Origin of the sequence: Methylobacterium sp. E-005 (assembly GCF_022829725.1) — a bacterium.
Classification (GTDB): Bacteria; Pseudomonadota; Alphaproteobacteria; order Rhizobiales; family Beijerinckiaceae; genus Methylobacterium.
Window position 1 is genome coordinate 15280 of record NZ_JAKSYG010000017.1, and the last position, 18009, is coordinate 33288.

The 18009-nt window shown below is 69.3% G+C and carries 15 protein-coding genes; 10 read left to right on the plus strand and 5 right to left on the minus strand.

The features are described 5' to 3' along the window. Positions 1-93 precede the first annotated feature (93 nt). Together MKK88_RS00405 and MKK88_RS00410 are read right to left on the minus strand one after the other, a co-directional pair. Complete coding sequence (locus MKK88_RS00405) at positions 94-2151, minus strand: methyl-accepting chemotaxis protein (protein WP_243996608.1); 2058 nt, start codon at positions 2149-2151, stop codon at positions 94-96. 101 nt (positions 2152-2252) lie between these two features. Continuing rightward, positions 2253-2612, minus strand: coding sequence for a winged helix-turn-helix transcriptional regulator (locus MKK88_RS00410; RefSeq protein WP_243996609.1), 360 nt, complete (start codon positions 2610-2612; stop codon positions 2253-2255). A 110-nt stretch (positions 2613-2722) separates the two neighbouring features. Between MKK88_RS00410 and MKK88_RS00415 the strand changes: the two genes are divergently transcribed. Together MKK88_RS00415 and MKK88_RS00420 are read left to right on the plus strand one after the other, a co-directional pair. After that, complete coding sequence (locus MKK88_RS00415) at positions 2723-3742, plus strand: zinc-binding alcohol dehydrogenase family protein (protein WP_243996610.1); 1020 nt, start codon at positions 2723-2725, stop codon at positions 3740-3742. A 10-nt stretch (positions 3743-3752) separates the two neighbouring features. Continuing rightward, positions 3753-4178, plus strand: a complete 426-nt coding sequence (locus tag MKK88_RS00420) for a cupin domain-containing protein (RefSeq protein WP_243996611.1) — start codon at positions 3753-3755, stop codon at positions 4176-4178. Positions 4179-4730: 552 nt separating this feature from the next. Here MKK88_RS00420 and tcmP read toward each other — a convergent pair. After that, positions 4731-5336 (minus strand): three-Cys-motif partner protein TcmP, encoded by a 606-nt coding sequence (gene tcmP, locus MKK88_RS00425; RefSeq protein WP_243996612.1) that lies wholly within the window; start codon positions 5334-5336, stop codon positions 4731-4733. A 12-nt stretch (positions 5337-5348) separates the two neighbouring features. Beyond that, complete coding sequence (locus MKK88_RS00430; RefSeq protein ID WP_243996613.1) at positions 5349-6098, minus strand: DUF5131 family protein; 750 nt, start codon at positions 6096-6098, stop codon at positions 5349-5351. Between the two features lie 221 nt (positions 6099-6319). Between MKK88_RS00430 and uvrA the strand changes: the two genes are divergently transcribed. The 8 genes from uvrA (at position 6320) to MKK88_RS00470 (ending at position 16813) form a co-directional block, all read left to right on the plus strand. Then, positions 6320-9421 carry an excinuclease ABC subunit UvrA gene (gene uvrA, locus MKK88_RS00435; RefSeq protein ID WP_243996614.1) on the plus strand — a complete coding sequence of 1034 codons (3102 nt, stop codon included), beginning with the start codon at positions 6320-6322 and terminating at the stop codon, positions 9419-9421. Between the two features lie 502 nt (positions 9422-9923). Next, on the plus strand, positions 9924-10904 hold the full coding sequence (locus MKK88_RS00440) for a transporter (protein ID WP_243996615.1): 981 nt from the start codon (positions 9924-9926) through the stop codon (positions 10902-10904). Between the two features lie 223 nt (positions 10905-11127). Further along, positions 11128-12102: a S1C family serine protease gene (locus tag MKK88_RS00445; RefSeq protein WP_243996616.1), complete on the plus strand. Its 975-nt coding sequence runs from the start codon at positions 11128-11130 to the stop codon at positions 12100-12102. Between the two features lie 169 nt (positions 12103-12271). After that, complete coding sequence (locus MKK88_RS00450) at positions 12272-12538, plus strand: GCG_CRPN prefix-to-repeats domain-containing protein (protein WP_243996617.1); 267 nt, start codon at positions 12272-12274, stop codon at positions 12536-12538. 272 nt (positions 12539-12810) lie between these two features. Then, positions 12811-12957 (plus strand): DUF1127 domain-containing protein, encoded by a 147-nt coding sequence (locus tag MKK88_RS00455; protein WP_243996618.1) that lies wholly within the window; start codon positions 12811-12813, stop codon positions 12955-12957. Positions 12958-13045: 88 nt separating this feature from the next. Beyond that, the gene (gene trmFO, locus MKK88_RS00460; protein ID WP_243996619.1) at positions 13046-14467 is read left to right on the plus strand and encodes a methylenetetrahydrofolate--tRNA-(uracil(54)-C(5))-methyltransferase (FADH(2)-oxidizing) TrmFO; all 1422 of its coding nucleotides are present in this window, start codon (positions 13046-13048) and stop codon (positions 14465-14467) included. A 200-nt stretch (positions 14468-14667) separates the two neighbouring features. Then, a complete protein-coding gene (locus MKK88_RS00465; protein WP_243996620.1) occupies positions 14668-15885 on the plus strand; it encodes a Zn-dependent hydrolase in 1218 nt (405 codons plus the stop codon). Between the two features lie 205 nt (positions 15886-16090). Next, positions 16091-16813 (plus strand): glycosyltransferase family 2 protein, encoded by a 723-nt coding sequence (locus MKK88_RS00470; RefSeq protein WP_243996621.1) that lies wholly within the window; start codon positions 16091-16093, stop codon positions 16811-16813. A 58-nt stretch (positions 16814-16871) separates the two neighbouring features. On the opposite strand, the gene MKK88_RS33670 is transcribed toward MKK88_RS00470, so the two are convergent. Beyond that, complete coding sequence (locus tag MKK88_RS33670) at positions 16872-17591, minus strand: CatB-related O-acetyltransferase (protein ID WP_279601996.1); 720 nt, start codon at positions 17589-17591, stop codon at positions 16872-16874. Positions 17592-18009 lie beyond the last annotated feature (418 nt).

An 18009-nucleotide genomic window follows, 5' to 3' on the forward strand; every position in this document is an offset into this window, starting at 1 on the left:
CAGGCGAACCGGCGATCCCCCGAACCGCCGATCCCCGGCGGCGGGTTCGGGCCGCTGCGCGACCGCAGGCGCCCGCGCCGGGGCCCCGCTCGCTCAGGCCGCCCGCACGCGGTCCAGGAACCCCGCCACGGCCTCGCGCAGGGCGCCCGCCTGCCGGGCGAGGTCGCCCGCCGCCTGCAGCACCTGGGCCGAGCCCTGGCTCGCCGTGCCGGCCGCCTCGCCCACGCCCGCCATGTGGCCCGAGACGCCGCGGGTGTCCTGCGCGGTCTGGGCCGTGGTCCGGGCGATCTCGGCGGTGGCCGCGCCCTGCTCCTCGACCATGGCGGCGATCTCGGCACCGATCCGGGCGAGGTTGCGGATCACCCCGGTGATGCCGCCGATCGACCGGACCGAGGCCTCCGTGGAGCCGGTGATCTCCGCGACCTTGGCGCCGATCTCCCCGGTCGCCCGGGCGGTCTGATCGGCCAGCGCCTTGACCTCGGCGGCGACCACCGCGAAGCCCCGGCCCGCCTCGCCGGCCCGGGCCGCCTCGATCGTGGCGTTGAGCGCCAGCAGGTTGGTCTGCCCGGCGATCTGCGAGATCATCGCGACGATCTCCCCGATGCTGCCGGCGGCCTGCGCGAGGCGCCGGATCTCCCCCGCCATGCCGTCGGCGTCCCGGGTCGCGGCGGCCGCGAGATCGGCCGAGGACCCGACCTGCACGCCGATCTCCCGCACCGAGGCGGTGAGCTCCTCCGTGGCCGCCGCCACCGTGTCGGCCGAGCGCGCGGCCGAATCGGCGGAGGCCGCCACCGCCCGGCCGAGGTCGGTCGTGTCCTGGGCGGCCCGGGCCATGCCGTGCGCGGAGGATTCCAGCTGGGCGGCCGCTGCCGAGACCGCCTCGACGATGCCGCCGACCTGGCGCTGGAAACTGTCGGCGAGGCCGAGCGCGGCCGCGCGCTGGGCCACGGCGTTCTCGGCGGCGAGCCGCTCCTGCGCGGCCCGTGCCGCGCGGCGCTCGGCGACGCTGTCGCGGAACGCCCCGGCGGCTGCGGCGATCGCCCGGACCTCGCGCGGGCCGCCCGACGGGATCGCCAGATCGGCCACCTCGTCCGTCTCCTCATCCCGGCCGATCGCCGTCAGCACCGCGGCCATCCGGCTGAGCGGCCGGGCGATCGCCGTGCCGAGCCAGACCGCGAGGCCGACCGAGAGGGCGAACAGGGCCAAGCCCCCCGCGCCCCACAGGGTCAGCATCCGGTCGGCCCGGGCGCGCACGGCGCCGGCGGCGGCCACGAGATCGGCGGTCAGCCGGTCCTCCACGCCCTTCAGGGCGTCGATGCGCTGCGTGGCGAGGCGGAACCAGGCCGGCGCGTCGCGGAACGCGAGCGGCGTGCCGGGGATCGTCTCCTGGGCGGCCTGGCGCAGGCGCGCCACGTCGCGGGCCGGCTCCGTCGCCTCCGCGGCGTCGAGCAGGGCGGCCTGGGGCGGCTCGGCCCCGGCCCGGAACAGGCCGGCATAGGTCGCCTGCTCGGCCGAGAGGGTGACGAGCCGGCGCGCGGCCGGAAGATCCAGGCTGCCCGACGCGAAGGCCGCCGCGGCCGCCGCCCGCTCCTGGCCGGCGGCCTCCTTGAGCGCCAGGAAGGCCGCGTAGGCACTCGCCCGGGCGGCGAGGCCGGCCTCGTCGATCACCCCGCCCATCGCCCGCACGAGGCCGAGCCCCTCGCCGATCAGGCCGGTGTAGAAGCGCGCCGCCTCGGGCGCGCTCGGCGTCAGGGCGTCCACCGCCCGGCGCTGGGCCGCGAGTCCCGCCAGCGCCTGCGTGAAGCCCGCCCCGCGGGCCGCGAAGGCCGGCCCGAAGCCCGTGGCGGCCGTCATGGCCTCCGGCAGCCCCGCCAGCGCCGCGTCGGTGCGCCCGCGCTGGGCGGCGAGTTCCGGCCCGAACTGCGCGCCCTTCGCGCCCAGGAACAGGCTGGAGGCGCCGCGCTCGCGCTGGGCCTCGTGCACGAAGGCGCTGATCCGCGAGGCGAGGCCGACGAGGCTCTCGACCCGGTCCATCTCGGCGCGGCGCGCCCACTGGTCGGAGACGGCCAGACCCGCCGCCCCCGCGAAGGCGAGGCAGGGGGCGAGCGCCACCGCCAGGATGCGGGCGCGGAGCGAGGACAGGAGAGGCATCGGAAGATCTGGGACTGTTCGGCAGAAGACGGTTTACCATTCCGCCAAGTTCTGAACATCCGGTTATGAGCCGCCGCCTCGATTCGACCAGATCTGCTGGATCATGCGGCGTTCTGGACGGGATCTGCCTGTCCGGTGTGCAGATCACCCCAGATCTTCAGGGCGCGGATGACAGGTTCCAGGGACCGTCCGCGCTCGGTCAAGCTGTATTCCACCTTCGGCGGGACCTGCGCGTAGACCGTCCGCGTGATCAGGCCGTCCGCCTCCATCTCGCGCAACTGATTCGTGAGCATGCGCTGCGTCACGCTGGCGAGCCGCCGCCGGATCTCGCTGAACCGCAGCGTCCCCTCCAGCAGGTGATACAGGATCACGCCCTTCCACTTGCCATCGATGAGCCGGAGGGTCGCCTCGACGGCGCAGCCGGGGCTGCAGGCCCCTGTGTGGCGACGGGTGCGGGGCATGGGGCTGTCTCCGACGGTATCATTTCCGGCACTATCGGCGTTTTATGTGCGTACTTGCGGCCCGTGAAGGTGGGCGGCATCTCCTGCGGCAACAACCCGAGGAGATCACCATGCGCGCCGTCGGATACCGCAAGTCCCTGCCGATCACCGATCCCGAAGCCCTGGTCGATTGCGAGCTGCCCCAGCCTGAGCCGGGCCCGCGCGACCTGCTGGTGAAGGTCGCGGCGGTCTCGGTGAACCCGGTCGACACCAAGGTCCGGCGCCGGGCCGAGCCGGAGGCGGGCGGCGTCAAGGTGCTGGGCTGGGACGCGGCCGGGACCGTCGCCGGCGTGGGCGCGGAGGTTCAGGGCTTTTCCGTGGGCGACGCGGTGTTCTACGCGGGCGACCTGACCCGGCCGGGCACGAACGCCGAATACCATTGCGTCGATGCCCGCATCGTCGGGCACAAGCCGAAGAGCCTCGACTGGGCGCAGGCCGCCGCCCTGCCGCTCACCGCGATCACCGCCTGGGAGACCCTGTTCGACCGGCTCGACGTGGGCAAGCCGGTGCCGGGCGCGGCCCCGGCGCTGCTGATCGTCGGCGGGGCGGGCGGCGTCGGCTCGGTGGCGATCCAGCTCGCCCGGGCGCTCACCGACCTCACGGTGATCGCCACCGCGTCGCGGCCCGAGACCGCGCACTGGTGCCGGGATCTCGGCGCCCACCACGTGGTCGACCATGCCAAGCCCCTGGCGGCCGAGGTGGCTGCCCTCGGCCTCGGCGCGCCGGGCCTCGTCTTCTCCACCACCAACACCGACGCCCATCTCGGGGAGATCGTGGAGCTGATCGCCCCGCAGGGCCGCCTCGCCCTGATCGACGATCCGGAGCAGCTCGATGTCGGGCTCCTCAAGCGCAAGAGCCTGTCGCTGCACTGGGAGTTCATGTTCACCCGCTCGATGTTCGCCACCGCCGACATCGCCGCCCAGGGCGCGCTCCTCGACGAGGTCGCACGCTTGGTTGATTCCGGGCGCCTGCGCACCACCCTGGGGGAGCATTACGGGCGGATCGACGCCGCCAACCTGACGCGCGCCCACGCGCTGATCGAGAGCGGGCGCGCCAAGGGCAAGATCGTGCTCGAAGGTTTTGCCGAGTGAGGAGGACGGGATGGCGGATGCGGCGGGGACCGGCCTCTTCGACGTGGCGGCGCTGGCGGCGGCTCTGCCCGACAGCGCCCAGACGCTCCTGGTCGACACCTACCTGACCGACCGGGAGGCGGCGAGCGCCCGGGTGTTCCGGGTCTACCGGCCGACCCCGCCGCACTATCACGCCACCTGCGACGAGTACCTCTACTGCCTGTCGGGCCGGGGCCGGGTCTGGCTGGGCGATCCGGCCGCCGAGACGGCGTTCGGCCCCGGCCAGCTCCTGGTCTTCGAAAAGGGCACGATCCACGCGATGCCGGCGCTCGAGCCCGGGGAGCCGGTGGTGTTCCTGTCGATCGACACGCCCCGCCGGGCGCCGACCGACATCATCTTCGTGAACCCCGAGGACGGCACCCCCGCCACCTTCATGGCGCGCAACGCGGAGGGGTGAGGGGCAGCACCCACAAGGGACCGGCCGGTCACCACGCCGGGGGTAAGCCAAAAGCCTGATGCGCCGTGCGCCCGCCCTCCCACCAGGAGAGAGGAATAGATGCGAGACCGCTCGAGCCTAATCTCCGACCGAGCCACGTAAATCCGCAAGCTCGTGCAGGAGATTGTTCAGGTGGGCTGGCAAGGCGTGCTCCAGAGCTGATGCAAGGCCGTGCTCTCAACCGCTTGCCAGGGCTCAGGTGCTGCTGCGCTTGCGACTTTTTACAAAATTCACGCGGTCGCCTTTGCTCAAGATGTGCTTTGCCCCGTCAAGGCCCTTCTTATGAGGTCCAGCCCAGACAAGGTAATATAAGTGGCCGCCCTGAGTATTTCGGATAAGACGTCCGGGTGAGACGTGGCCGAATATATGCTTCAAACGGTCACGATACCATTCGAGTAGGCGAAGGCCTGAGTCGGCGAGCTTTAGGGTCTCGGCGCCGAACAGCCCATCTCGCTCCTCGTAGGCGTGATCCCACCAGTCCGGCGACCCAAAGAAGTTGTCGAGTGTCGCACGCTAATTTTCGCGTATGTCACCGCTTCGGACGAGAAAACGCTGTATCGCCATTCCGAGTGGGAAGTTGACGAATACCTCGATAGCCCCAGTCTTTGCTAGTGCTTCCAAAGTCGACCAAGGGATGTGCATTCCGAACGGATCGACGAAAATGACTGCTCTATAGTGCTTCCAGTCAATGCCACTATCGAGAATGGCTTGAAGTTCGGTGGCTGCGTCTCCTGGGCGCACGACGATACGTCGGCTGTCGCCGTACTCCTCCTTGAGCGCCTCCAGCTCAGCGACGCGTTCCGGATTGCGCTCGATGAAGACGTACCGTGTAAATGGGTTTTCGATGTCGAGAGCGACCCGAGGAGAGCCCTTGAGATACGCGACCGCCTCGGCATCCGTCTCTGGCTCAGAGTCGAACAAGCCAATCTCTGGTGCCGCCTTCGCCTTGGTTCGGACCTTGGACCGGCCGGGGCCAGCGAATGCGTCAACGTAAATGGTGCCTTTGCACCACCATCCCTGATTCTTGAGCACCTTCGTATAAAATCCGAGGTACTCGCCCAGCGCGTCTAGTTTTTCCTTAGCCCAAGGGCCGACACCATCCTTGGGCTTCTTGCTCATGCGCCTGCAAACTCATGCGACGGCAAACTTGGATCGCCGCGGTGTGACAGGAAACTCGCTCCACTCGCGTCCGTCTAGGCTACGTCCCCCCGATTTTGGGCGAAATCCACCCCATTGCTTGAAGAAGAACGCCACGCCAGCTGTGACGCATTGGTCTCGGACTTCCCGGACCCACTCAGGGTGCATTGGTCTGGCCCGAGGTCCGCTCTCACCGCCCACAATCACCCAATCGATCCCTTCGAGATCGAGCTTGCCAACAGGGCCGATCAAAGGTTCGACAGAGAGGAAGCGGGTGCCGGCTGGAGATTGCTGTAGGTGACGGATTCGCGAGATCCTGGCGCTATCTTCGATTGATACGCCGCACCAGATGTGCACCGGGCCGCGGCTCCCGCCGTATCGCTGGCGAAGGAAGTCCCGCATGAGGGATGAGCGTTTCGTCAGCACTTGAAACGTGTGCCAATCCGCCTGCTCCATCGTCTCAAACACGTGACCGACGAACGCCTTGGGCACGTCCTTGTGGAACAGGTCTGACATGGAGTTAACGAAGATCATACGAGGCTCGCGCCACGCCAGCGGTTGCTGTAGCCGAGCCGGGCGCAGGGTTAGGTCGAAACCCGTTTCGAATGGGTGTCCTGGTACGCTACGAAACCGCTCCGAGAAGCGTTCGGCGTAGCAGTTGTCGCAGCCGGGGCTGATCTTGGTGCAGCCCGTCACCGGGTTCCAAGTCGCGTCGGTCCACTCGATGGCAGTAACGTCGGCCATGGTCGCATCCCTATCACTCGTAGAGTCAAGGCGCGAGATGGTTGCCGCCGTACGCGTTTCGTTCTAGCAACGGCGGCGCATGACGGGCCTGCGTCCCGCCGGCCGCATCTTGCCGTGGGCCCCCTCGGGCTCGACATGAGCCGGAGCGGCGGCTGGCCCGCGCGCGAATCCGTCCGACTTCGTCGATGCCTCGGTCGACGCCGCGAAAGACCGCCGCCCTCATGGCCAAAGCCCAAGCTGGAAGTCGTGCCCCAGGTCGTGCTGGCGCCGCGCAAGCCGCGCCCAAGGCTGCCAAGACGCTTCAAAAAACCCCCGTAACCGCCAAGGCGCCCCCGTCCAAACCGGTTCGCGCGAAATCCGGGCCCCCCGGCGCCCGGAACGAGGCCGCCGTCGACGCCAAGCTGGAGGCCCTGTTCGACGCCGCCCCGGCCCCCGTCGAGGACCGGCGGGTGATCGCGGTCCGCGGGGCCCGGGAGCACAACCTCAAGAACGTCGACCTGACCATCCCCCGGGACAAGCTCGTCGTCTTCACCGGGCTGTCGGGCTCGGGCAAGTCGTCGCTGGCCTTCGACACGATCTACGCCGAGGGGCAGCGCCGCTACGTCGAGTCGCTCTCGGCCTATGCCCGCCAGTTCCTGGAGATGATGTCGAAGCCCGATGTCGACCAGATCGACGGGCTGTCGCCGGCGATCTCCATCGAGCAGAAGACCACGTCGAAGAACCCCCGCTCCACCGTGGGGACGGTCACCGAGATCTACGACTACATGCGCCTGCTCTGGGCGCGGGTCGGCATCCCCTACTCGCCGGCCACCGGCCTGCCGATCGAGAGCCAGACCGTCCAGCAGATGGTCGACCGGGTGCTGGAGCTGCCGGAGAAGACCCGGCTCTACCTGCTCGCCCCCGTGGTCCGCGGGCGCAAGGGCGAGTACCGTAAGGAAATCGCCGAATATCAAAAGAAAGGTTTTCAGCGGCTGCGCGTGAACGGCGAGTACTACGCCATCGACGATGTCCCGAAGCTCGACAAGAAGTTCAAGCACGACATCGACGTGGTGGTCGACCGGATCGTGGTCCGCGCCGATATCGGCTCGCGGCTGGCCGATTCCTTCGAGACGGCGCTGGAACTCGCCGACGGCATCGCGGAGGTCGTGTTCGCCGACGCCCCCGAGGGTGAGACGCCCCGGACCGTCACCTTCTCGTCGCGCTTCGCCTGCCCGGTCTCGGGGTTCACCATCGCGGAGATCGAGCCGCGGCTGTTCTCGTTCAACAACCCGTTCGGTGCCTGCCCGACCTGCAGCGGCATCGGCCACGAGATGCGGATCGATCCCGAGCTGGTGATCTCCGATCCGGCGCTCAGCCTGAAGCGCGGCGCGGTCGGCCCCTGGGCGAAATCGACCTCGCCGTATTACGGCCAGACCCTCGACGCGCTGGCCGAGCATTTCGGCTTCAAGACCAGCGTGCCCTGGCAGAGCCTGTCGGACACGGCCCGCAGCATCGTGCTGTATGGATCGGGCAAGCAGTCGATCCGCTTCGCCTACGACGACGGCTTGCGCAAATACACGGTCAACAAGCCGTTCGAGGGCGTGATCCCGAACCTGGAGCGCCGCTACAAGGAGAGCGATTCCGACGCCGTCCGGGAGGAGATCGGCCGTTTCATGAGCGAGACGCCCTGCGCCACCTGCGGGGGCAAGCGGCTGAAGCCCGAGGCGCTCGCCGTGAAGGTCGCCATGGCGGACATCGCCGATGTCACGGCCCTCTCGGTCTCCGAGGCGCATCGCTGGTTCTCGGAACTGCCCGAGAAGCTGACGGCCAAGCAGAACGAGATCGCGGTCCGGATCCTGAAAGAAATCCGCGACCGGCTGAGCTTCCTGGTGGATGTCGGTCTCGAATACCTGACGCTCGCCCGCGGCTCCGGCTCGCTCTCGGGCGGCGAGAGCCAGCGCATCCGGCTGGCCTCGCAGATCGGCTCCGGGCTCACCGGCGTGCTCTACGTGCTGGACGAGCCCTCGATCGGCCTGCACCAGCGCGACAACGAGCGGTTGCTCGGCACGCTCAAGCGCCTGCGCGACCTCGGCAACTCGGTGATCGTGGTCGAGCACGACGAGGACGCGATCCTGCAGGCCGATTACGTGGTCGATGTCGGCCCGGGCGCGGGCATCCACGGCGGAGAGATCATCGCGCAGGGCACCCCCGCGGAGGTGCTGGCCAATCCCGCCTCGCTCACCGCGAAATACCTCACCGGCGCGATGTCCGTGCGCACCCCGACCGCCCGCCGAAAAGGCCGGAAGGGCAAGCTCGGGCTGTTCGGCGCAAGGGGCAACAACCTGAAGGACGTGGATGTCGAGATCCCGCTCGGCACCTTCACCTGCATCACCGGCGTCTCGGGGGGCGGCAAGTCCACCCTGGTGATCGATACGCTCTACAAGGCCGTCGCCAAGAAGTTGAACGGCGCCCTGGAGCACCCGGCCCCCTACGGGCGGCTGGAGGGGCTGGAGCACCTCGACAAGGTCATCGACATCGACCAGTCGCCGATCGGGCGCACGCCGCGCTCGAACCCCGCCACCTATATCGGCGCCTTCACGCCGATCCGCGACTGGTTCGCGGGCCTCCCCGAGGCCAAGGCGCGGGGCTACCAGCCGGGGCGCTTCTCGTTCAACGTGAAGGGCGGGCGCTGCGAGGCCTGCTCGGGCGACGGCGTCATCAAGATCGAGATGCACTTCCTGCCGGACGTCTACGTCACCTGCGACGTCTGCAAGGGCAAGCGCTACGACCGTGAGACCCTGGAGGTGAAGTACCGGGCCAAGTCCATCGCCGACGTGCTCGATTCCACCGTCGAGGAGGCGGCCGAGCTGTTCAAGGCGGTGCCGGCGATCCGCGACAAGCTCGAGACCCTGAAGCGGGTCGGCCTGCACTACGTCCATGTCGGCCAGCAGGCCACCACCCTGTCGGGGGGCGAGGCGCAGCGGGTGAAGCTGTCCAAGGAGCTGTCGAAGCGCGCCACCGGCCGCACCCTCTACATCCTCGACGAGCCGACCACCGGCCTGCACTTCCACGACGTCGCGAAGCTGATGGAGGTGCTCCACGAGCTGGTCGACCAGGGCAACACGGTGGTGGTGATCGAGCACAACCTCGAAGTGATCAAGACCGCCGACTGGGTGATCGACATGGGTCCCGAGGGCGGCGATGGCGGCGGCCGCGTGGTGGCCCAGGGCACGCCCGAGGAGATCGCCCGCGCGAAGGCGAGCCATACCGGCCGGTTCCTGCGCGAGGTGCTGGAGCGGCGGCCGGCCACGCAGGCCGCCCCCCGCCGCAGCGCCGCCGAGTAGTCGGCACCCGGCAATTTTTGCCGGGTGCCGACCGGGATCGACCCCGGCGGGGGCTGATTCGCGCCGTCGTCGCGCGCGCCGGACCCATCGCAGGACCGTCCGGACCCCGTTTTGAGGCCTGTCCGTGCCGATGCGCGCGGGCCGGCCCCCTGCCCGATCCTCCGCCCGGGCTTGCCGGATTCTCCCAGGATCTGCGGCGACAACAGCTTGACCGTTCAACGATATTTTGCCGGACCCGCCGTCCGGACGCCCGCCTGTGGACAGTGTTGCATCGCCGCAAAAATGCGGCTTTTGGGCAACGGTTGGGCCGGTTCTGGCAATTCGGCGAGCATTCCACTGTCTTTCCGAGGGTCTCTGTAGAATAGTCGCAGACGTTGAGACGGGCAGGCTCCGTGGGGGCGCTCGACACATCCGAAGCCGGCAGCCGCGATGGGCGAGCAGACCGGCAGGGAAGTGCCGAATGCGGGACGGACGCCTTGGGACCTTGGGAAGGAATGAGAAAATGATGAAGCACTGGCTCGCGGCCGGCACGGTCGCGCTCACGGTCGGCATGACCTCGACGATCGCGCAGGCGCAGACCACGACGGTGCCGGGCGAGCAGGTCGGCCTCGCGGTCGGCGCGCCGCTGCCGGAGGGCATCTACGCCATCAACACGTTCACCTACCGCCGCACCGACGGCCGGAACGATCCCGACACGGCCGTCAACATCCCGGTCCTCGTGTGGTCGACCCCGTTCGTGCCGTTCGGCGGCCGCGTCGAGCTGCTCGTGGCGCCCCCGACCGTGTTCGCCTTCACCCGCAACCCGGCGGGCGTGCGCAACAAGGACATCTCGATCAACGTCGGCACCTTCGTCGGCGGCATCTGGGCCTTCGATCTCGGCAGCAACTTCGGCGTCAGCTTGCTCGGCGGCGTGTACCTGAACGACCTCAACGGCGACCGCGGCTCGATCATCACGGCGAGCGGCGCGACGGCCACCCCGGTCCTGCCGCAGCTCTCCTCCAACACCTACCGCTTCGGCGTTGCCGGCAGCTACACCGGTGACGGCTGGAACATCACCGGCAACCTGACCGCCAACATCTACGACTCGCCCGGCCGCTTCCCCGGCCAGGTCGGCGCCGCCATCGGCCCGCTCAACCTCTCGAACGCCCTGAACTTCGACATCACCGCGACGAAGAAGTTCGGCAATTTCGAGATCGGCCCGGTCGCCTACGGCACCTACAACTTCGACATCAGCCAGTTCAGCGCGGCGGCCGGAAACCGCGGCCGGTTCGCCATCGGCGGTCTCGTCGGCTACGACTTCAAGATCTTCACCGTCCAGGCCTACGTCGCCCGCGACGTCGTGACCGGCGCGCAGTACACCAACGCGTTCGGCCGCACCCGCAGCGACTACTCCACGGACGGCTGGATCCGCTTCATCGTCCCGCTCTACTCGCCGGCCCCGGCTGCCTCGCCGATCCCGGCGCCGCTGGTCCGCAAGTACTGAAACGCGTGAAACCCGGTCCCCGCCGCGCGGCGGGACCCGGACACCCGCGATGGACCGCCCGGCCCCGGCCGGGCGGTCCTCTTCGTTTTCAGCCCTGCGGCAATGGTGTGCGGGCGGCCCCGCATGGGTGTCGCGCGCCGCGCGGACATCCTATCTTGTCTCCTTTCGGGCATCCGGCTCCGGCCTGGGTGCGGACGCGCGCAAGGACTCGCGAAGGACTCTCATGGCGACGCAGGGCGAGTGGAAGATCCCCGCGCAGGCCCAGCCGCGGCCCGCGGATTACGGCTACGATCTCGACCGGGCGCTCTCGGCGGTGCTGGCCCTGTCGGCGCGGGTGCCCGACGGCGCCTTCACGGCCGAGCCGCTGGGCACCGAGCGCGCCGGCAACGGCGTGGTGATCCGCGAGGACGGCCTCGTGCTGACCATCGGCTACCTCGTCACCGAGGCCGAGAGCGTCTGGCTCACCACCCGGGACGGCCGCTCGGTGCCCGGCCACGTTCTCGGCTTCGACGCCGCCACCGGTTTCGGCCTCGTCCAGGCGCTCGGCGACCTCGGCGTGCCGGCCCTGCCGCTCGGCCGCTCGGCCGGCTTGCGGACCGGTGATCGGGCGGTGCTGGCGGGGGCGGGCGGGCGCCAGCGCTGCGTCGCCGTCGAGGTGGTCGCCCGGCAGGAATTCGCGGGGTACTGGGAATACGTCCTGGACGAAGCCCTGTTCACATCCCCCGCGCATCCGCACTGGGGCGGCACCGCGCTGATCGGCCCCCAGGGCGAATTGCTCGGCATCGGCTCGCTGCAACTGCAGCAGGGCGGCTCGGGGAGCGCGCGCCCGATCAACATGGTGGTGCCCATCGACCTGCTGCCGCCGATCCTCGACGACCTCGCGACAAGCGGGCGGGCGAACCGGCCGCCGCGCCCCTGGCTCGGCCTCTACGCCACCGAGAGCGAGGAAGGCATCGTGGTGATGGGGCTGGCCGATGGCGGCCCGGCCGAGACCGGCGGGCTCCAGGCCGGCGACGTGATCGAGGTGGTGGCGGGCGAGCCCGTATCCGACCTCGCCGCCCTGTTCCGCAGCATCTGGGCGCTGGGCGAGGCGGGGGTGCGGGTGCCGCTCACCGTCCGACGCGACGGGCGCGGCGTGAAACTCGCCCTGGTCTCCGCCGACCGGGAGCGGTTCCTGCGCACGCCCTCGCTGCACTGAGTTCCCGGAACCCTCGTCCGGGACAGCGCGACGGTCCGCGCCGCGTTGCCCGAATGCCGCCGCGAGCCTGTACCCGATACAACCTCTGGCTCAGCATCGGTTCAGGTGGCGGAACCGAATCTCCCCCGACCGGCTGCCGATCCGCCGGAGGTAGTGAGGAGATCCCGTCATGACGTTTCTGAGCGCACCGCGCGCAAAGGCGCTCGTTATGGCCGCCGCGATCGCCGGCGGCCTCGGGCTTGCCGGTTCCGCCCAGGCGGCCGGGGGCTGCGGTCCCGGCTTCCATCCCAATCCCTGGGGCATCTGCCGCCCGAACTGGGGGCCCCGCCCCTACGGCCATTGGCGCCGCCCAGTCTATTACGGCGGATACGGCTATGTCCGGCCGCGGCCCTATGACCGCCCTTACGGCTTCTACGGTCCGCGCTCGTTCTACTGAAGCACAGCCGGATCGCCATCCCGACACGACGGGCGCCCCATCTGCCGGTGGGGCGCCCTTCGCATGTGCGGCAGGGTTTGTATGCGCCTAAAGAATGACCATTCGGAAAGGTTGCCGAGATCTTAAGCGGGGCATGCGATTGCTGCAGGTCTGATGCTTGACCTTTCGACTCCTGTTGCGCCGCAGCGGGCTTATATGTGCGTTGCACCAACAAGAGGCACCGATGCGCAACGAAGCGCCACCGGTTGCCCGAGCAGAGGTCAAAACACATCATGTCCGCCGCCCGTAGCGTCCTGAGCCGCGTCCGCGCCTTTCTCCGGTACCGCGACACGGTCACCCAGCTCTCCCGCCTCTCGGATCGCGATCTGGCCGATCTTGGCATCAACCGGAGCGAGATCCGCGGCATCGCCCGCGTCTGATCCCCGATAGCGCGCGCTGGTTTCGCAGGAGCCCGTCGAAGGACCGCCGCCCGTTGATCCGGGCGGCGGTCCTTCGCTATTCTCGGGCATGACACAGACCATCCACATCGTCGGCGGCGGCCTCGCCGGATCCGAGGCCGCCTGGCAAGTGGCCGAGGCCGGCCATCGCGCCGTCATCCACGAGATGCGCCCGGTGCGTGGCACCGAAGCCCACCAGTCGGACGGGTTGGCCGAACTCGTCTGCTCCAACTCCTTCCGATCGGACGATCCCGAGGGCAACGCGGTCGGGCTGCTGCATCAGGAGATGCGCCGGCTTGGCTCGCTGATCATGCGGGCGGCCGATGCCAACCAAGTGCCGGCCGGCGGGGCGCTGGCGGTGGACCGCGAGGGATTCTCCGCCGCGGTGACCCGAACACTGGAGCAGCACCCCAACGTGACGATCGCCCGCGGGGAGGTCGAGGGCCTGCCGCCGGAGGAATGGGGACCCTGCATCGTCGCCACCGGCCCGCTGACCGCACCGGCCCTGGCCGAGGGCATCCGCGGGCTCACCGGGGCCGAATCCCTCGCCTTCTTCGACGCCATCGCGCCGATCGTCCACCGCGACTCGATCGACATGGACGTGGCGTGGTTCCAGTCGCGCTACGACAAGCCGGGCCCCGGCGGCACGGGGGCCGACTACCTCAACTGCCCGATGGACCGCGCGCAGTACGAGGCCTTCGTGGCGGCCCTCGTGGCGGGCGACAAGATCGGGTTCAAGCAGTGGGAGGGCACACCCTATTTCGACGGCTGCCTGCCCATCGAGGTGATGGCCGAGCGCGGGCCCGAGACCCTGCGGCATGGCCCGATGAAGCCCGTGGGCCTCACCAACCCGCGTGACCCGCTGGTCAAGCCCTGCGCGATCGTCCAGCTGCGCCAGGACAACGCGCTGGGCAGCCTCTACAACATGGTGGGTTTCCAGACGAAGCTGACCTACGCCGAGCAGGTCCGGATCTTCCGCACGATTCCCGGCCTGGAGCGGGCCGAGTTCGCCCGCCTCGGCGGCCTGCACCGGAACACCTATCTCGACAGCCCGCGCCTGCTCGACGCCACGCTCCGGCTGAAGGCCCGTCCGGCCTTGCGCTTCGCCGGCCAGATCACCGGCTGCGAGGGCTACGTGGAGAGCGCGGCGGTCGGGCTGATGGCCGGCCGCTTCGCGGTGGCCGACGCCGCGGGGCATCCGCTCGCCCCCCTGCCCCAGACCACGGCGCTCGGCGCGCTGATCGCCCACATCACGGGCGGCCATGTGGAAGCCGATGGCGAGGCCAACGCCCCGCGCTCGTTCCAGCCGATGAACGTGAATTTCGGCCTGTTCCCGCCCCTGGCCCAGGCGCCCCGCAACGAGACCGGCCGGCGCCTGCGCGGCCCCGAGAAGGCGGCCCTCAAGAAGCGTGCGCTGACCGACCGGGCCCGGGCCGACCTCGCCGCCTGGATGGCGGAGCCGGCGGACCTGACGCCCGTCGCGGCCGAGTAGCGCCAAGTCTTGGGTTTCAAAAGGGCGAGCCCTTTTGCGGGTGCAGGGCAGCGCCCTGTCGGATTCGGGCAAAGCCCGAGATCAGGGCCAAAAAACTCGGATCTCTGCCCGACACCCCGCCAAAGGGCTCCAAGCCCTTTGGAAACCCGGATGTGCGCACGGGCCTTGCACGGTCGGCGCGTCCAGCCCCCGGGGATTGCATGACCGAGATTGATACCCAGGCCTTCCTGGCCGACCTGTACGAACTGCGCGAGATCGGCCGGTTCCGCACCGGCGTCCACCGTCCGACCTTCTCGGCCGACGACATGGAATCCCGCCGCTGGCTGATGGCCAAGCTGGAGGCCTGCGGGCTGGCGGCGTCCATCGACGGGATCGGCAACGTGCTCGGGTGCCATCGCGGCCCCGGCCCGCATCTACTGGTCGGCAGCCATATCGAGACCCAGAACGAGGCCGGCTGGCTCGACGGGGCGCTGGGGGTCGTCGGCGGGGTGGCGCTGGCCCGGGCCGGGCTGCCGGTCGACGTAATCGCCTTCGCGGACGAGGAGGGGCATTTCTCGGGCGGCTTCCTGGGCAGCCGCTCGGCGATCGGCGACCTCACCGAGGCCGAGATCGACGAAGCCCGCAACCGCACCGACGGCACGCCCCTGCGCGACGCCCTGCAGGCCGCCGGCCTCGCCGGCCTGCCCCGGATGCAACTCGATCCCGGGCGCTACCGCGGCTTCCTGGAGATGCATATCGAGCAGGGCACGCAGCTCGAATCGGCCGGGCTGCACCTCGGGGTGGTGAGCGGCATCGTGGCGATCTGGCAGTTCCGGATCGATTTCGCCGGCAACCAGGACCATGCGGGCGGCACCACCATGGCCGAGCGCCGGGATGCCGGCCTCTCGGCGGTGCGGCTGCTCGCGGCGATCGACCGGGAATTCCCAAAGGTCTGCGGCCCGCGCAGCACCTGGACCACGGGCCGGATCACCCTGGATCCCGGCGGCTACAGCATCATCCCGGGCCGGGCCGAGGTGTTCTTCCAGTTCCGCGACGTGGCGATGCCGGTGCTGGAGCGGATGGAAGCCTGCCTGGAGGCGCTGGTGCGTGAATCGAACCGGCGCGAGCGCTGCCCCGCCACGCTGACGGCCCTCTCCAAGGCGATCCCCGCGCCCTGCGACCCGGGCCTGATGCGCGCCCTCTCGGAGGCGGCGGAGCAGGTCTGCCCGGGCGGCTGGCAGGTGATGCCGTCCGGCGCCGGCCATGACGCCCAGAACGTCGCCCGGATCCTGCCGGCCGCGATGCTGTTCGTGCCCTCGATCGGCGGCATCAGCCACCATTGGGCGGAGGATACCAGCGATGCCGATCTGGCGCTGGGGGTGCGGACATTGGGCGCGGCGGCGATGCGGACCCTTTCGCTGCCCGCCGAGGCGCGCTGAGCGCCGCGCCCGAACGGGCCGCCGGCGTCCCGGGAGCCCGCCCCTACAGCTTCGGAACAGCTTCGCGTTCTAGAAGTCGGAGCGCGCTCCCGTTCCGACAAGTGAATCTTATGCTGAGCACCGATCGGATCAGGCTGAGACGAATGATCGGCCTCTGCAACAGTTCTGTCTTCGCTCAGCATCGTGGCCCCGGCATTCGTAGGCCATGAGCGTCGCTGTCGTCACGCCGTACTACCGCGAGGACTTGGCAGATCTGCTGTCCGCCCATCAGAGCGTGCTCCAGCAGGACATCCAGGTCCGGCACATCATGGTCGCGGACGGATATCCGAAGCATCTCGTCGGCTTGTGGGCCTGCGAGCACATCATCCTGCCCTCGGCCCATCGAGATGCGGGCAACTTCGCGCGCGGCGCGGGGGCTCTGCATGCCTTTCAGACCGGCGCCACCCATGTCTGCTTCCTGGATGCCGACAACTGGCTCGAAAGCCATCACGTCTCAAGCCTTTTTGAACGGATGTCCGCATCGGGCGCCGAGATCGGTGTGTCCCGGAGGATGCTGCGGCGTCTCGATCGCAGCATCCTCGATCCGTTCGACTGGGAGAGCGACGGCACCCAGTTCGCCGATACGGGAACGATGATGTTGAGCCGCGCGGCCATCGAGATCGCAGCCCTGTGGGCGACGCTGCCGGTCGAACTCAGCGGCGCCGGTGATCAGGTCCTCTGGTCTGCGATCAACGCGCGGGGCTTCCGGATCGCCCGGACGGAACTGGCGACGATGAATTACAAGACGAAATGGGCGGTCCACTACACGGGACGCGGGGAACCGGCTCCCGATGGAACGGTCGGGCTCGGCTACGTGCAAGCGGCGACTGCGTACTGGCAGGCGCTTCCGGAGACCGACCGGCGCCGTCTCCTGCATGGCCGGTCCTGAGGCGGTCTTGACCTGAAGCGGAGGGCCGGCGTCGGGGCAGGCCGCTGCGGATCGATCCTCACCCCCCCGGCACCAGCGACCGGAGCGGGATCATGTCCGGCCGGTATTCCTGCATCCCGCCGGCGATCCGCTCCTCCACGGCGTCGAGGAACTTTTCGGGGTCGGTGATCGAGCACTGGCGCAGGTCCCAGAAGGCGTAGCGCCACCATTGCACCTTCAGGTAGCGCTCGATCAGCGCGTCGGGGAAGCGCATCTTCACGACCCGGGCCGGGCTGCCGGCCACGATCGCGTAGGGCGGCACGTCCTTGGTCACCACCGCCATGGCGCCGATGATCGCCCCGTCGCCGATCGTGATGTCGGGCATCAGGAAGGCGCCGTGGCCGATATAGACATCGTTGCCGATGCGCACGCGCTTGGGCCAGAGATACGGCCCGCAGATTTCGTAATCCTCCGCCCGCGGATCGAGGCGGTCGAACACGGCCGAATGGTGCGTGTAGAACAGCGGCGAGGTCGAGCCGCAATGGACCGGGTGGCTGCCGCGCCCGACCTGCACGCTCTCGCCGATCGAGCAGTAGCGGGCGATGTCGGCGCCGAAATAGTAGCCGCTCACCGCGTACGAGAACGCTCCCATGGTCAGGCAGTAATCCACGCCCATCCACTTGATGCTGCACGGCGGCTCGAAGGTGCAGTCCTCCGGCAGGCCGAACGGGGCCGGATGCAGCACCGAGATCCCCCGCCGCAGCATCTCCTGCTTCATGTCCTCGTTGACGGAGATCATGCGGCGTCCTCGTCGATGGGGCGTTGGATCCCGGCTGGCTCCCGGGCGTGGGTCCGACCCGCCCCATCGGCGCCGCGGCGCGTCCTGAAACTCCGGGCGGACGCGATCACCGCGTGCCGTCCCGGGGCGCAGTCGCCGCGCGCATCTCGGATCGGGTCACGGGCAAGTGTCGGGCAGCGTCGGGGGTGCGGGGCAAGGCGCGGGCCGGTGGCATCTCGGTGAGTCGCCGCACTAACCGAACCGGCGGGGCCCGTAAACCGCAGGCCGCCCCATGGCGCAGGCTACAGCATCGACAGCCTCCCCTTGTTGGCGACAACATTTCGATATATCGATATAAACGACATATCGAAATCGAGGCGACGCCCCATGCATCCTGGCATGATGGATCCCTTCCACGCCGATCCCTTCCACCCCGATC

Excerpts from the sequence above, each read along its gene's own strand:
- MKK88_RS00405 (WP_243996608.1), bottom strand. The coding sequence starts at position 2,151 with ATGCCTCTCCTGTCCTCGCTCCGCGCCCGCATCCTGGCGGTGGCGCTC.
- MKK88_RS00410 (WP_243996609.1), bottom strand. The coding sequence starts at position 2,612 with ATGCCCCGCACCCGTCGCCACACAGGGGCCTGCAGCCCCGGCTGCGCC.
- MKK88_RS00415 (WP_243996610.1), top strand. The coding sequence starts at position 2,723 with ATGCGCGCCGTCGGATACCGCAAGTCCCTGCCGATCACCGATCCCGAA.
- MKK88_RS00420 (WP_243996611.1), top strand. The coding sequence starts at position 3,753 with ATGGCGGATGCGGCGGGGACCGGCCTCTTCGACGTGGCGGCGCTGGCG.
- tcmP (WP_243996612.1), bottom strand. The coding sequence starts at position 5,336 with ATGAGCAAGAAGCCCAAGGATGGTGTCGGCCCTTGGGCTAAGGAAAAA.
- MKK88_RS00430 (WP_243996613.1), bottom strand. The coding sequence starts at position 6,098 with ATGGCCGACGTTACTGCCATCGAGTGGACCGACGCGACTTGGAACCCG.
- uvrA (WP_243996614.1), top strand. The coding sequence starts at position 6,320 with ATGGCCAAAGCCCAAGCTGGAAGTCGTGCCCCAGGTCGTGCTGGCGCC.
- MKK88_RS00440 (WP_243996615.1), top strand. The coding sequence starts at position 9,924 with ATGATGAAGCACTGGCTCGCGGCCGGCACGGTCGCGCTCACGGTCGGC.
- MKK88_RS00445 (WP_243996616.1), top strand. The coding sequence starts at position 11,128 with ATGGCGACGCAGGGCGAGTGGAAGATCCCCGCGCAGGCCCAGCCGCGG.
- MKK88_RS00450 (WP_243996617.1), top strand. The coding sequence starts at position 12,272 with ATGACGTTTCTGAGCGCACCGCGCGCAAAGGCGCTCGTTATGGCCGCC.
- MKK88_RS00455 (WP_243996618.1), top strand. The coding sequence starts at position 12,811 with ATGTCCGCCGCCCGTAGCGTCCTGAGCCGCGTCCGCGCCTTTCTCCGG.
- trmFO (WP_243996619.1), top strand. The coding sequence starts at position 13,046 with ATGACACAGACCATCCACATCGTCGGCGGCGGCCTCGCCGGATCCGAG.
- MKK88_RS00465 (WP_243996620.1), top strand. The coding sequence starts at position 14,668 with ATGACCGAGATTGATACCCAGGCCTTCCTGGCCGACCTGTACGAACTG.
- MKK88_RS00470 (WP_243996621.1), top strand. The coding sequence starts at position 16,091 with ATGAGCGTCGCTGTCGTCACGCCGTACTACCGCGAGGACTTGGCAGAT.
- MKK88_RS33670 (WP_279601996.1), bottom strand. The coding sequence starts at position 17,591 with ATGATCTCCGTCAACGAGGACATGAAGCAGGAGATGCTGCGGCGGGGG.